We start from the raw sequence: 13,670 nt of genomic DNA, 5'->3' as shown, positions 1-13,670 counted from the left end.
ACAACTTCCTGGTGACCGACCCCGCCGACATCGCCCGGACCATCGCCGAGGCGTTCCACATCGCCTCGACGGGCCGTCCCGGGCCGGTGCTGGTGGACATCTCCAAGGACGCCCTGCAGGCCGAGACGGACTTCAGCTGGCCGCCGACGATGCAGCTGCCCGGCTACCGGCCGGTGACCAAGCCGCATTCGAAGCAGATCCGCGAGGCGGCCAAGCTGATCGCCGAGGCGAGGCGGCCGGTGCTGTACGTCGGCGGCGGCGTCCACAAGGCGCGCGCGTCGGCGGAGCTGCTGCGCCTGGCCGAGCTGACCGGCATCCCGGTCGTGACGACGCTGATGGCGCGTGGCACGTTCCCCGACAGCCACCCGCAGCACATGGGCATGCCGGGCATGCACGGCAGCGTGTCCGCGGTCGGCGCGCTGCAGAAGTCCGACCTGATCATCGCCCTCGGAGCCAGGTTCGACGAGCGCGTGACCGGCGAGCTGTCGTCCTTCGCGCCGCACGCGAAGGTCGTCCACGCCGACGTCGACCCGGCGGAGATCTCCAAGAACCGCCACGCCGACGTGCCGATCGTGGGCGACTGCAAGGAGGTGCTCGCCGAGCTCGTCGCCGTGCTGTCCGGGTGGGGCCCGCAGGCGGACCGCGCGGAGTGGTGGCGGGTGCTGCGGGGCTACAGGGAGACGTACCCGCTCGGGTACGAGGGGTTCGAGGACGGCTCGCTCGCCCCGCAGTACGTCATGGAGCGGCTCAGCGCCATCGCCGGACCCGAGGCCGTCTACACGGCGGGCGTGGGGCAGCACCAGATGTGGGCCGCCCAGTTCATCGCCCACGACAGGCCGGGCACGTTCATCACCTCCGGCGGGGCGGGCACGATGGGCTTCGCCGTGCCGGCCGCGATGGGCGCCAAGATGGGCCGCCCCGACGCGGTCGTGTGGGCCGTCGACGGCGACGGCTGCTTCCAGATGACCAACCAGGAGCTCGCCACCTGCGCCCTGGAGGGCGTGCCGATCAAGGTCGCCGTCATCAACAACGGCAACCTCGGCATGGTCAGGCAGTGGCAGACGCTGCTGTACGGCGAGCGCTACTCCGCCACGAGCCTGCAGGCGGCGCGCCGCATCCCCGACTTCGTGAAGCTCGCGGACGCCTACGGCTGCGTCGGGCTGCGGTGCGAGCGTCCCGAGGACGTCGACGCGACCATCAGGAGGGCCATGGAGATCGACGACGTGCCCGTGGTGGTCGACTTCGTCGTCCACGAGAACGCCATGGTGTGGCCCATGGTGCCCGCGGGCACCAGCAACGACGACATCAGGTACGCCCGCGACATGGCCCCCACCTGGGACACCACCGAGTGACACCGGAGCCGCCCCGGCGAACGCCCCGCGGCTGCCGACGTGTAGCTCGCCCCAGGTGAAGGCCAGGACGCCCCGACGAGGCCGCTGGTGGAGCGGGCCTCCCCGGAGATCGCCCGCAGGTCGTCACAGGACGCCTGGTCGGCCGGGACGATCACGAGCCGGTCCTCGGAGACTCCGGGCGTCACCATGGCGGGTCCTCGCCGACCAGCCCGTCGACCGACTCGCGGATGAGGTCCGCGTGGCCGACGTGACGGGCGTACTCCTCGACCATGTCGATCAGCAGGCGGCGGAGGCTGGGCGTCTCGCCACGCGAGGAGGTGTACGCGGACGCGCCACCGAGGCCGCCCGCCTCCAGCGCCTGCCGCACGTTGGCTCGGGAGCGGGCCACGGCCTCCTCCCAGAGCGCCATGAGCCGTTCGGGCGTGTCGTCGGCCGTGAGGCGCCACTCCCAGCCGGGACCGGCGCCGGCGGGCGCCGTGAGCGGCGGCGCCGGGTCGTTCCCGAGCAGGCGCTGCGAGAACATCTCGTCCTCGACCAGGGCCAGGTGCCTGAGCAGCCCGCCCAGCGTGACCGCCGACGCGCCGACCGTCGCCCTCAGCCCGTCCGCGTCCACGCCGCCGCACTTCCACGCGAGGGTCCTGCGCTGGCGCTCCAGCGACCCGAGCAGGGTGTCCGCCTCATCGCCCGCGACCGGCGGCTCGCGCAGCACCGGCTCGTTGTTTCCGTCCATGACGAGAAAGGCTACGGTCCGTTCCGGACGATCCGCTGCTTCCTGAACCCCCTGGCCTGCCGTCGAAACGCCGTCCGCCGCGATCCGCTCCGGGGTGCGCGCGTCGCCTCGGAACACCGCACCGGCTCCCGGGAGCACCGACCGCCGTCACCCCGTCCCCCGGAGGCCCCGTGAGACTCCTCGACCTCAAGGCGCTCGGCAACAGCAGGTTCCGGCTGATGCTGCTCAGCCAGGCGGCGTCCGTCGTGGGCGAGCAGATGCTCGGCGAGGCGGCTCCCCCGTGGAGTGGCGGCACTCGCCTGTTACGGGGTCGGTGGCCTCGTCGGGGGGCTGGTGACGATGGCGTGGCGTCCGAGGGCCGTCGGGGTGCTGGCGATGGTCGCGATGTCGCTCTACGCCGTCGCGCCGCTCTCGCTGGCGCGCAGGCGCTGGTGGGGCCGCTGGCCCGGGTGACGAGCGCGGAGACCGTGCTGGTGACGGGCGGGTCCATGGCCGGTTTCAAAAAACTCCAGCCGGGTTCGCGGGGGCCCGGCCGGCCGTGGGTGGGCCGGCCGGGGAGCGGGGTCAGGCGAGGTCGAACCGGTCGAGGTTCATCACCTTGTCCCACGCCGCGACGAAGTCCTTCACGAACTTCTCCTTCGCGTCGTCGCTCGCGTACACCTCGGCGACCGCGCGCAGCTCGGAGTTCGCCCCGAAGACGAGGTCCACCCGGCTGCCGGTCCACCTGAGCTCGCCCGTGGCGGCGTCGCGGCCCTCGAAGGTGTCCTCGTCGCCGGACACCGGCTGCCACGTCGTGCCCAGGTCGAGCAGGTTGACGAAGAAGTCGTTCGTCAGCGCGCCGGGGGTCGTGGTGAGGACGCCGAGCTGCGACTGCCTGTGGTTGGCGCCGAGGACGCGCAGGCCGCCGACGAGGACCGTCAGCTCGGGCGCGCTCAGGGTGAGCAGGTTGGCCTTGTCGATCAGCAGGTACTCGGCCGGGAGCCGGCTGCCCTTGCCCAGGTAGTTGCGGAACCCGTCGGCCGCCGGCTCCAGCACGGCGAACGACTCGACGTCCGTCTGCTCCTGCGACGCGTCCACGCGGCCCGGGGTGAAGGGGACCTCGACCTCGAAGCCCGCCTGCCGGGCGGCCTGCTCGACGGCGGCGCAGCCGGCGAGCACGATCACGTCGGCGAGCGAGACCTGCTTGCCGCCGGTCTGTGCCCCGTTGAAGGACTTCTGGATGCCCTCCAGGGCGCCCAGCACGATCGCGAGCTGGTCGGGGTCGTTGACCTCCCAGCCGCTCTGCGGTTCGAGGCGGATGCGCGCGCCGTTGGCGCCGCCGCGCTTGTCGCTGCCGCGGAAGGACGCGGCCGACGCCCACGCTGTGGAGACCAGCTGCGGCACCGTCAGGCCGGAGGCGAGGACCTGGCTCTTGAGCGCGGCGACGTCCTCGGCGTCGATCAGCTCGTACGTCCGCTCGGGGAGGGGGTCCTGCCACAGCAGGACCTCGGACGGCACCTCGGGGCCGAGGTAGCGGACGACCGGGCCCATGTCGCGGTGGGTCAGCTTGAACCACGCGCGGGCGAAGGCGTCGGCGAACTCGTCGGGGTTCTCGAGGAACCGCCGCGAGATCTGCTCGTAGACCGGGTCGACGCGCAGCGACAGGTCGGTGGTCAGCATCGTCGGGGCGTGCCGCTTGGACGGGTCGTGGGCGTCGGGCACGGTGCCGGCCCCCGCGTCGTCCTTGGGCTTCCACTGCCAGGCGCCCGCGGGGCTCTTGAACAGCTCCCACTCGTACCCGAAGAGGGTCTCGAAGAAGGAGTTGTCCCAGGTCACGGGGGTGGGGGTCCAGATGCCCTCAAGGCCGCTGGTGATCGTGTCGCCGCCCTTGCCGGTGCCGTACGTGCTCTTCCAGCCGAGGCCCTGCTGCTCGATCGGGGACGCCTCGGGGTCGGGGCCGACGTGGTCGGCGGGGCCGGCGCCGTGGGTCTTGCCGAAGGTGTGACCGCCCGCGATGAGGGCGACGGTCTCCTCGTCGTTCATCGCCATCCGGCGGAACGTCTCACGGATGTCGCGGGCGGCGGCGAGCGGGTCGGGGGTGCCGTTCGGGCCCTCGGGGTTGACGTAGATGAGGCCCATCTGCACGGCGGCGAGCGGGTTCTCCAGGTCCCTGTCGCCGGTGTAGCGCTGGTCGCCGAGCCAGGTCGTCTCGGGGCCCCAGTAGACGTCCTCGTCGGGCTCCCAGACGTCGGCGCGGCCGCCGCCGAAGCCGAACGTCCTGAAGCCCATGGACTCCAGGGCGACGTTGCCGGCGAGGACCAGCAGGTCGGCCCAGGACAGCTTCTTGCCGTACTTCTTCTTGACGGGCCACAGCAGGCGGCGGGCCTTGTCGAGGTTGGCGTTGTCGGGCCAGCTGTTGAGCGGGGCGAAGCGCTGCTGCCCGGCCCCGGCGCCGCCGCGGCCGTCGCTGATCCGGTACGTGCCCGCGCTGTGCCAGGCCATCCGGATGATGAACGGGCCGTAGTGGCCGAAGTCGGCCGGCCACCAGTCCTGGGAGGTGGTCAGCACCTCGGCGATGTCCCGCTTCACGGCCGGCAGGTCGAGGGTCCTGAACGCCTCGGCGTAGTCGAAGTCCTCGCCGAGGGGGTTGGCCACGGCGGGGTTCTTGGCGAGGATCTTCAGGTTGAGCCGCTCGGGCCACCACTGGCGGTTGCCGCCGCCCTGGGTGGGGTGGGCGGCGCGCCCGTGCGCGACCGGGCAGCCGCCGCTCTCCGTGCTCGCGGCTGTCTCCGTCTTCGCGTCTGTGACGATGGCGTCGTGGTTCTCCGACATGGGAATCCTTCCGGACTGGCCGATCACGTTGCTCAGGAACTGCGGTCTGTGGAACAGGCGGGGCAGACGCCCCAGTAGATGACCTCGGCCTCGTCGATGGCGAAGCCGTGGTCGTCGGACGCGCTCAGGCAGGGCGCCTCGCCGACGGCACAGTCGACGTCGGCCACGACGCCGCACGACCGGCACACGAGGTGGTGGTGGTTGTCGCCGACGCGCCCCTCGAACCTGGCCGGGCTGCCGGACGGTTCGATGCGCCGCACGAGGCCCGCGGCGGTGAGCGCGTGGAGGGCCTCGTACACGGCTTGGAGCGAGATGTGACCCACGCGGTCCCGCACCCCTGACGCGATCGCCTCGGCGTCGAGGTGGTCACCTTCCCTGATGGTCTCCAGCAGCGCGACCCGCGCCGCCGTCACCCTCAGGCCGGCACCGCGCAGCTCCTCGGCGATGGTCGGGGTCCCGGGTGGGGTCATGGCGCCAAACCTACCTTCACAAACACGAACAATTCAAGACAACGAATAGTACAAGTTTACAATCTCGACAGCCGTGGAGCCTTCCATGCCGACCAGGAGCTTTCGGATAAGGCCGAAAGACCCTGACAGGACAGGACGAGCGTGCCACCATGAGGGCACCCTCTCCAAGGAGTGTTCGATGTGTCACGATGAGTCATCTCATGACAGCCTCCTTCCCGAGCCGGTGGCCCGCGCCCTCGACGAGTACCGCGCCCTGCGCGACCGCCACGGCCCCTGCTGGGGCGAGCCGCCGATCGGGTACGTCGTCCAGTCGTGGGCCACGGTGTTCCTCGACCGGCGTCACAGCTTCTACCAGGCCGGTCTGAGGCAGCTCGCCGAGCGCCACCCGGGCGCCTCCCACGGCGAGCTGGAGGACCGCCTGGGCGAGGTGGACGCCCACCGCGGGGTGCGTGACGCGCTCGGCGGCGACGTTCCCGACAACCTGCCCGTGCTGCGGCTGACCCCCGGGGGCGCCGCGCTGGAGGCGCACACCCGGGTCGTCCTCGGCGACGAGCCGTTCCGCACCGCGCTGCTGCTCGACTCCAGCAGGGACGAACCGGTCACGGTGCTCGTCGACGGCGCGGCGCACGAGGTGCCGCCGGGCGGCGCGCAGGTGGTGGAGGTGACGCGCGAGGTCGTGGCGGACGGGCGGCCGGTCGATCTGTCGCCGCTCGCCAGGCGCGCCACCGGCGCCGCGATCCGGCTGAAGGCCGGGTTCCCGTGCCGGTGGAGCGTGACGGGCGCGAACGGGCAGGGCTGGTACCCCGACGGCGCGCCGCCCAAGGTCGACGCGCTGCGCAGGCCGTACTTCCACGGCGACGACGTCGTCCTCGCGGTGCCCGCCGAGGAGATCACGGTGACGGTCACCCGCGGCATGGAGTACGCGGAGGCGACCCGCACGCTCGTCCCCGCGCCGGGCGAGGAGACGGTGGTCGAGCTCACCCCCGAGCGGCTGTACGACGGGGCGGCGCGCGGCTGGTACGGCGGCGACCTGCACGTCCACCTCAACTGGATGGGCGAGGAGCCGGCCGCGCCGGCGCTCGCCGCGATCACCCAGCACGGCGAGGACCTGCACGTTCTCAACCTGGTCGCGGGCAACGTGTCCGGCGAGCGCGTCTACGACAGGGAGGCGCTGGAGCACTGGGTCGGCCGCGACCTGCCCTGGTCCGACGAGCGGCACCTGGCCAGGATCGGAGTCGAGTACCGCAACGACGTGGTCGGGCACCTCACCGCGTTCGGCCTGAACGGGCTGCCGGGCCGCTTCCACAGCGGCTTCGCCGGCTCCCCCGACTGGCCGCCGAACGCGGTCGCCTGCGAGGAACTGCGCGCCCTCGGCGGGACGACCGGCTACGGGCACCCGTTCCACACCGCGTTCGGCGAGGACGACCCGCCGGACGTCGCGCTCGACCGCGGGCGCAACTGCTCGGCGCGGGAGATCGTCGCCGACGCCGCGCTCGGGCTGATCGACACGCTCGACGTGCTCAACCACTCCTCGATCGCCGCCACGGCGGCCGTCTACCACCGCCTGATCGGCGCGGGCAACCGGCTGTCGGTCACCGCGGGCACGGACGTGGTGCTGTCCTTCTGCCGCCGGTTGAGCGCCGCCGCCCCGCCCGGCTGGGCCAGGGTGTACGCCCGCGTGGACGGCCCGCTCACCACCGCGGCGTACGCGGAGGCGGTACGGCTCGGCCGCACGTTCGCCACCACCGGGCCCTGGCTGGAGCTCACCGTGAACGGGCACGGCCCCGGCGACTCCCTCGACCTCGCTCCCGGCGAGGAGGTGGAGATCACGGTGGCCTCGGCCGGCCCGGAGGTCGAGACGCTGGAGATCCGCACCGCGGACGGCGTCCTCGCGCAGGGGCCGCCGCACCGCCTGACCGCGCGGCTCACCCTCGACCGGCCCACGTACGTGGTGGCCGTCGCCACCGGCGGGCCGCACCCGCGCAGCCAGCACCGGATGGGCGCGTACGCGCAGACCAGCCCCGTCTACCTGGACATGGCCGGCGAGCACGTGGTCAGGGAGGCGGACGTCCGCTGGTGCCTGGCCTGGCTGGACCGGCTGGAGACGATCCTCGCGGAGTCGGGCCGTTTCGAGACCAAGGAGCAGTACGCCGACCATCTGGCCCTGTACGACCGGGCCAGGCAGGTCTACCGCGCCCGGCTCGCCGCCCTCGGCCGCTGACCGGCCGGTCCCGCCGGGCGATCCGCCGCCCGGCGGGGCCCCGCCGCTGGTCCTGACCCGCCCGCGGCGCTACCGGAGAGAGCCCGCCGACGGAGCCGGCGGCGTCACCGCCGGGCGGAGCCGGAGTCCGGGCCGGCGGGGCCGAACTCCGGCCGGCGGTCGATGCGCGCGCGGTCGGCGTCCGAGCCGAAGTGGTAGTCGATCTTCCGGGTGGCCTCCGCCCACTCCCGCATCGTCCGCACGGGCGCCAGCGTGCCGACCACGAACGGGTCGTGCCAGCGTTCGACGGCGCGCCGCCAGAGCTCCGCCGGGGAGTCCGTCAGCACGTTGCCGACCGTCCCCTCGTACGCCGCCATCGCCCGTACGGCTCCGTCCGGCTCGATCTGCAGCACGGGGAAGAGGCTGCCCTTCCGGATGCGATCGGGGTGCATCTGCAGCGCCAGGTTGTCCGTCGCGCTCACCTGCACGGACGGCGGGGCCAGGGCGCGCAGGCGAGCCACGTACCCGGCGCTCCCCAGCAGCGCGGCCTGATCGTCCGACAGCAGTTCGTGCTCCACGAACCCGGCACGGCTGGCGAGCCCCTCCGGCACCACCGCCCCGAACGAGATCGACCCCAGGTCGGGGAACCTGGGCGCGACGGCGGCGCAGACGTCCTCGACCTGGTGGACGTTGCTGCGGACCACCACGCAGTCGATCCCGAAGGAGAGGCGTTCCCTCCCGCCGAGGCGCCGCTCCCGCGCGGCCTCGTCCAGCAGTTCCAACGCCCGCAGCGCCCGCTCGAACGACCCGCGCCGCCCGCGGATCCGGTCGTGCACCTCCGCCGTGGCGCCGTCGAGGCTCACGCTCACGCTGGAGAAGGCCCGCGCGACGTCGTCGATCATCTCGGCGCGCAGCGGCCAGCCGCTGGTGAAGAGCGAGACCCGGGTCCCGGCGGCGGTCATCCGCTCGGCGACCTCGACGATGCCGGGCACCACGAGGGGCTCGCCCCCTGCGATGGAGACGCCGTACGGCTCCATGGCGAGGATGGCGTCGGTCACGCGGAGCAGCTGCTCGCGGTCCAGCTGGCGGGTCGGGCGGCGCCCCGACTCCGAATAGCAGTGGGAGCACCGGAGCGGGCAGGCGTAGGTGACATCCCAGATGATCTCGAGCGGACGGTCGGGTATTTCCATGGCTGCGCTCCTGGCTGCGGAAGGGGGCCGGACCGGCCCTGAGGACGGGAGAACCGGCGACGGTCTCCCCGGACGTGTCCCTGGCCACCCGGATCCCGGGGCGTCAGGGGGCGGCGGTGAGGAACTGGGTGGCGGCGAGCTCGGCGTAGAGCGGGTCGGAGGCGACCAGCTCCGCATGGGTGCCGACGGCCTGAACGGTGCCCGCGTCCAGGACGACGATCCGGTCGGCCAGCGTGACCGTCGACAGCCGGTGCGCCACGACCAGCACGGTCGTCGTCCGCGCGACCTCGACGACGGTGTCGCGCAGGGCCGCCTCGTTGACGGCGTCGAGCTGCGAGGTGGCCTCGTCCAGGAGCAGCAGCCTGGGGCGGCGCAGCAGCGCGCGGGCGATGGCCACGCGCTGGCGCTCGCCGCCGGAGAGCTTGCTGCCGCGGTGGCCGACCAGGGTGTCCAGGCCCTCGGGCAGCCGGGCCACCAGGCCGTCGAGACGGGCGACCCGCAGGACCCGCGTCAGGTCGCGCTCGGTGGTGTCCGGGGCGCCGAGCACGAGGTTGTCGCGGAGGGAGCCCGACAGGACGGGCGCGTCCTGCTCGACGTACCCGATGGCGGAGCGCAGGCTCGGGATGTCCCAGCGGGCGAGGTCGCGGCCGTCGAGGAGGATGCTGCCCGAGGTCGGGTCGTAGAACCTCTCGATGAGCGAGAAGACGGTGGTCTTGCCCGCGCCGGACGGTCCGACGAAGGCGGTCATGCCTCGCGGCGGAACGGTGAAGGTCACCCCGCGGTGCACGAACGGCAGGCCGGGCGTGTAGCGGAAGCGCACGTCGCGGAACTCCAGCCGCGCCGGCGCCGCGCCCGGCTGGGGCAGCGCGGCCGGCGGCGCCGCCGGCTCGGCCGGGAGCCGCTCGGCCTCCCGCATCCGGGCGACCGCCGCCGCCCCGATCTGGTACTGGCCGGCCGCACCGACGAGCTGCTGGAGAGGCGGCACCAGGTAGTACACGTACATCAGGAACGCGACCAGCGTGCCCACGCCGATCGTCCCCGAGGTCACCCTGGCGCCGCCCACCGCGAGAACGGTGAAGAAGGCCACCTGGAGGGCGAGTTCCGCGGTGTGCCCGGCGACCGCCAGCCACTTGGCGGCGCGCACGCCGGCCCGCCACGCCCCCTCGGCGGCCCCGTGGAGTGCCGCCTCCTCGCGATGCTCCGCGCCGGACGCCTTCACGGTGCGCAGCGCCCCGAGGGTCCGCTCCAGGACCGCGCTCATGCGCCCCACCGCCTTCTGGACCTCCTTGCTGGCCCGGCTCAGACGCGGCATGGCCACCCGGACGACCGTCCCGGCCAGGGCCAGCACCCCGAGCGTGACGGCGAGCAGCACCGGGTCGAGCACGCCCATCATCGTCACGGTCGCCAGGACCGTGACGCTCCCGGTGACGACGCCGACCAGCGAGTCGGTCGTGACCTGGCGGAGCAGCGCGGTGTCGGAGGTGACCCTGGACATCAGGTCGCCGGGTTCCGCGTGGTCGACGGCGGACATCCGCAGCCGCAGCAGGTGGGAGACCAGGCGACGGCGGGCGGTGAGCACGATCGTCTCGCCGGTGCGGCGCAGCACGTACTCGCCCAGCGGACCGACCCCGGCGGTGACCACGACGAGGACGCCCATCAGCGCCAGCGCACCGGCCAGGGGCCGGTCGGCGCCGAGGTCGTCGAGCAGCCGCTTGGCCGCGAGCGGGAGCGCCAGCCCGACCGCTCCGGCCGTGAGGTTCAGCAGCCCGCCGAGGACGAGCCAGCGCCAGGACGGGCGCATGTGCCGCAGCAGCACGCGCCACGTGGGCGCCGGGCCGGGCGGCCCGTCCATGCCCGCCTCCTGCGTGTCCGCCTGGGCCGGAGCGGGCCGGTCCGGGCCGGGGACGCGGGTCTCGGCCGCCACCCCCGCCGCCGGGGCGTCGGACTGGTCGCGCTGCGTGTCCACGGGATTCCTCGCAAGCATGTCGGGGCCGGGGTCGGGAGAGGGCGGGGTGCGGTCCTCCCCCGCGACCGGCCCCGGCCTGACGCGCCGCGGCGCGTCAGGCCGGGGCCGGGTGCCGGGGACCTTCGCGGGTCCCCGGCGGTGCGTCGTCAGACGCAGATGTAGCAGGCGGTGCCGTTGTAGGACGTCACCAGGCTGGAGCAGGGGTGCGCCTTGCTCTCAGCGGTGCTCAGCGTCTGCAGCTGAAGGATCTGCGCCATTTCCGGGTTTCCTTTCTGTTGGCTCGCCCGCGGGGATCCGCGGCCGAGGTCTCTCGCTCGCCCGCGGGTCGGCGGGTCGAGGTCTTTCAGCTCGCCTGCGGGGTACGCAGGTCGAGAACCGGGAGGATCGACGCGTTCTGGCCGAAGACGACGCCAAGGGCGGCGAGGACTCCGGCCGAACCCGTCTCCACGTCCATGGACAACCGCATGAGCTGGTTGCCGGGGAAGGCGAGGTGGCCCTGGTAGGAGAGGGCGTGCCAGGAGAGCCGGCGCACGTGGTCGAGGATCACGGGCCGGTCCTCCTCGAGGCCCAGGAGGTGCAGCGTCGCGATGGTGCCCGCCCGGCCCATGAGCAGGGCCGGGTGCCGGGTGAACACCGCCCGGCAGGCGCGCCGGACGCCCTCGACGACGTCCGCGAAGCCCGGCTCGTCCCGCAGGCCCAGGTACTGGGAGAGCACCAGGGCCAGGCCGCCGCTGCCGCCGCCGAGGTAGGCGAGGTAGCGGTTGCTCTCCAGCAGGCAGAAGCCGCCGTCCGGCAGCACCTGGCCTCGGGCGATCTCCCGCTGCAGCGCCAGCCGGGCCAGGTCGAGGTGACGCTCGTCCCCGGTGACGCGATGCAGCGCGAGGAAGTAGGCGGCGACCCCGGTCAGTCCGTGCTGGAGGCCGACCCTTCCCTCCGCCGGGAACATCGCCGACCCGCCGTCGCCGAGCTCCGCGGCCAGCCTCTCACCGACGTTCAGTGCTTCGGTGCGCAGGTCCTCGTCCCCGGTGAGGCCGGAGAAGTGCAGGAGGTTGAGGCCCACCCCGGCCAGGCCGCCGTGCACGCCGGGCACGTCGAGGCCGTCGTGCAGCTTCCGGGCGCGGTCGAGCAGGTCGAGGGCGTCGTCCCTGCGCCCGAGCGACTCCAGGGTCGCCGCCACGCCGTGCAGCCCGTTCAGCAGGCCCGGACGCGGGTCGACGGCCCGGCGGGCGGCCTCGACGAGCCAGTCCACGTACGCGGACGGCACGTCGGCGCCTGCCTGCCGCAGCGCCCAGAGCACTCCCGCGGCGCCGTTGGCCACCGTGAACCCTCCGGTCGCGAACTGCTGCGGGTCGCCGGGGAAGAGCCGGTCCTTGCGGTCGGGTGTCGCGCTCGCGTTGATCCCCGCCACGATGGAGTCGCGCACGGCCGGCCAGTCGAACTCCTCGGCCGTGAACATCCGCGCGGGCCCGTCCTCGCCCAGCGGCCCCCGCACCTTCTCGAACTGCCGGACGACGCGCTTCCCGAACCCCGGCGGCAGCGGGAAGTGCTCGGTGATGACGTCGGTGAGGCTGGCGAGCTTCACCGGGTCCCGCTCCTGCAGCGGGCTGATCGGGAGGAACATCCACTGCCGCAGGCAGTTGAGCACGTAGTGGTCGGCGTCACGGCCGGACACGTCGCGCGGCGCGGCGAACCCCGCCGCGGCCAGACCCGGAGGCCGCGTGTCCGCCAGGTCCGACGAGATCTCGAAGTCGATCAGCACGACGCGCCCGTCCGGGCGGACGATGATGTTCTCAGGGTGCAGGTCCGCCAGGCGCACCCCTCTCGCGTGGACGGACATGAGCGCGTGGTCGACCTCGGCCAGGACGCCGGTCGCCCAGTCGGTGTACGCGGCCAGCACCTCGGGGCCCGGATCGGGGCTGGTCAGCGGGTAGCGCTCGAACACCTCGTCCAGCAGGGTCCTGCCCTCGACGTACTCCTCCACCAGGAAGTGGTGCTCCCAGATCACCCGGTGGTCCAGCAGGCGGGGTACGCAGTCGAGGCCGCTCAGCCGCTCCAGCATGTCGCGTTCGTGCGCCAGCCGGGCGACCGCGTCGGTGCCGCCCGTGTCGAGCCCCGCGTGCGGCCTGGCCTCCAGCAGCACCACGTAGCCGCCGGACGCCGCGTCCCTGGCGAGGTAGACCCCGCCGCCGTTGGAGAAGTGCAGCGCCTTCTCGATCTGGTACGGGAACTCCCCCTCCTCGCCCGACCCGCGCTTGTCGACCGAGGCCCGCAGCACCTCCGGGACGGTGACCCATTCCGGCACGGTGAAGGCGGGGGTCCGCTGGTCCGGCACCAGCCGCCCGTCGGGCGCCCGGAGCGCGTAGCCCAGTCCGCCGTCCGACCTGGTGTAGGTGATCGGCTGGAACGCGCCGTACCGGACGTAGACCGGCGAGTCCTCGTACCGGAGGTCGCTGAGGACGTAGGGGCCGGTGAAGCCGCGCAGGAGGTCGGCCAGCAGCGGCAGCACCTCGCTCAGCTGCCCCTCGTCCACCGGGTACAGCGTGAGCAGCTTGCCGCTGCTCCCCCGGTCGGCGTACTTGTTGTTGAGCAGCCGCACCGCCATCCTGCTCCTGAGGAACTTCACGGCGATGTTCCGCTCGACGCAGAAGTCCACGACGAGATCGCAGACGGCGCCCGCGTCGGCGTCCGTCGCCGAGACGTGGATCTTCCATCCCTGTTCGGGGAGCGCGACGTCGGGCGGGAGCATCACGACCCACAGCTCGCTCTCGCCGACGCGCCACCCGCTCGGGAGAGGACGGCGAGCGGTGGGGAACCGGTTGTCGTCGTCCGGTATGCGCCAGACCGGCTCGAAGAACAGCGGATCGGCCTGGCAGTACGCCACCAGCTGGGGAAGCGTCTCTTTCATCTGGTCGGACTCCTGAGTGCCGAGAGCGTTGAGAGGGATCCTGTGG

At 73.1% G+C, this 13,670-nt stretch carries 8 protein-coding genes; 2 read left to right on the top strand and 6 right to left on the bottom strand.

Going from position 1 to position 13,670, the window contains the following annotated elements; translation table 11 throughout:
• Positions 1 to 1,352: thiamine pyrophosphate-dependent enzyme (locus BMX74_RS11700; RefSeq protein ID WP_091100211.1), on the top strand; the 1,352-nt coding region annotated here is incomplete at its 5' end.
• A gap of 181 nt (positions 1,353 to 1,533) precedes the next feature.
• On the opposite strand, the gene BMX74_RS11695 is transcribed toward BMX74_RS11700, so the two are convergent.
• The 3 genes from BMX74_RS11695 to BMX74_RS11685 all read right to left on the bottom strand — a co-directional run bounded on the left by BMX74_RS11695 (position 1,534) and on the right by BMX74_RS11685 (position 5,363).
• Positions 1,534 to 2,082, bottom strand: coding sequence for a DinB family protein (locus BMX74_RS11695; protein ID WP_091100118.1), 549 nt, complete (start codon positions 2,080 to 2,082; stop codon positions 1,534 to 1,536).
• Positions 2,083 to 2,646: 564 nt separating this feature from the next.
• Positions 2,647 to 4,893 carry a catalase/peroxidase HPI gene (gene katG / locus BMX74_RS11690; RefSeq protein WP_091100115.1) on the bottom strand — a complete coding sequence of 749 codons (2,247 nt, stop codon included), beginning with the start codon at positions 4,891 to 4,893 and terminating at the stop codon, positions 2,647 to 2,649.
• Positions 4,894 to 4,925: 32 nt separating this feature from the next.
• On the bottom strand, positions 4,926 to 5,363 hold the full coding sequence (locus BMX74_RS11685) for a Fur family transcriptional regulator (RefSeq protein WP_055502901.1): 438 nt from the start codon (positions 5,361 to 5,363) through the stop codon (positions 4,926 to 4,928).
• A 178-nt stretch (positions 5,364 to 5,541) separates the two neighbouring features.
• On the opposite strand from BMX74_RS11685, the gene BMX74_RS11680 reads away from it, so the two are divergent.
• On the top strand, positions 5,542 to 7,584 hold the full coding sequence (locus BMX74_RS11680; RefSeq protein WP_091100113.1) for a CehA/McbA family metallohydrolase: 2,043 nt from the start codon (positions 5,542 to 5,544) through the stop codon (positions 7,582 to 7,584).
• Between the two features lie 104 nt (positions 7,585 to 7,688).
• On the opposite strand, the gene BMX74_RS11675 is transcribed toward BMX74_RS11680, so the two are convergent.
• The 3 genes from BMX74_RS11675 to lanKC all read right to left on the bottom strand — a co-directional run bounded on the left by BMX74_RS11675 (position 7,689) and on the right by lanKC (position 13,624).
• Positions 7,689 to 8,753 (bottom strand): radical SAM protein, encoded by a 1,065-nt coding sequence (locus BMX74_RS11675; protein ID WP_091100110.1) that lies wholly within the window; start codon positions 8,751 to 8,753, stop codon positions 7,689 to 7,691.
• Between the two features lie 103 nt (positions 8,754 to 8,856).
• Positions 8,857 to 10,719, bottom strand: coding sequence for an ABC transporter ATP-binding protein (locus BMX74_RS11670; protein WP_218153937.1), 1,863 nt, complete (start codon positions 10,717 to 10,719; stop codon positions 8,857 to 8,859).
• Positions 10,720 to 11,062: 343 nt separating this feature from the next.
• Positions 11,063 to 13,624: a class III lanthionine synthetase LanKC gene (lanKC, locus tag BMX74_RS11665; protein ID WP_055502905.1), complete on the bottom strand. Its 2,562-nt coding sequence runs from the start codon at positions 13,622 to 13,624 to the stop codon at positions 11,063 to 11,065.
• Between the last annotated feature and the right edge of the window lie 46 nt (positions 13,625 to 13,670).

Origin of the sequence: Nonomuraea pusilla (assembly GCF_900109355.1) — a bacterium.
GTDB lineage: Bacteria > Actinomycetota > Actinomycetes > Streptosporangiales > Streptosporangiaceae > Nonomuraea > Nonomuraea pusilla.
This window is presented reverse-complemented; position numbering and strand designations above follow the sequence as displayed.

What these genes read in the sequence shown, in the direction of transcription:
- BMX74_RS11695 (WP_091100118.1), bottom strand. Translation starts at nt 2,082, where the DNA reads ATGGACGGAAACAACGAGCCGGTGCTGCGCGAGCCGCCGGTCGCGGGC.
- katG (WP_091100115.1), bottom strand. Translation starts at nt 4,893, where the DNA reads ATGTCGGAGAACCACGACGCCATCGTCACAGACGCGAAGACGGAGACA.
- BMX74_RS11685 (WP_055502901.1), bottom strand. Translation starts at nt 5,363, where the DNA reads ATGACCCCACCCGGGACCCCGACCATCGCCGAGGAGCTGCGCGGTGCC.
- BMX74_RS11680 (WP_091100113.1), top strand. Translation starts at nt 5,542, where the DNA reads ATGTGTCACGATGAGTCATCTCATGACAGCCTCCTTCCCGAGCCGGTG.
- BMX74_RS11675 (WP_091100110.1), bottom strand. Translation starts at nt 8,753, where the DNA reads ATGGAAATACCCGACCGTCCGCTCGAGATCATCTGGGATGTCACCTAC.
- lanKC (WP_055502905.1), bottom strand. Translation starts at nt 13,624, where the DNA reads ATGAAAGAGACGCTTCCCCAGCTGGTGGCGTACTGCCAGGCCGATCCG.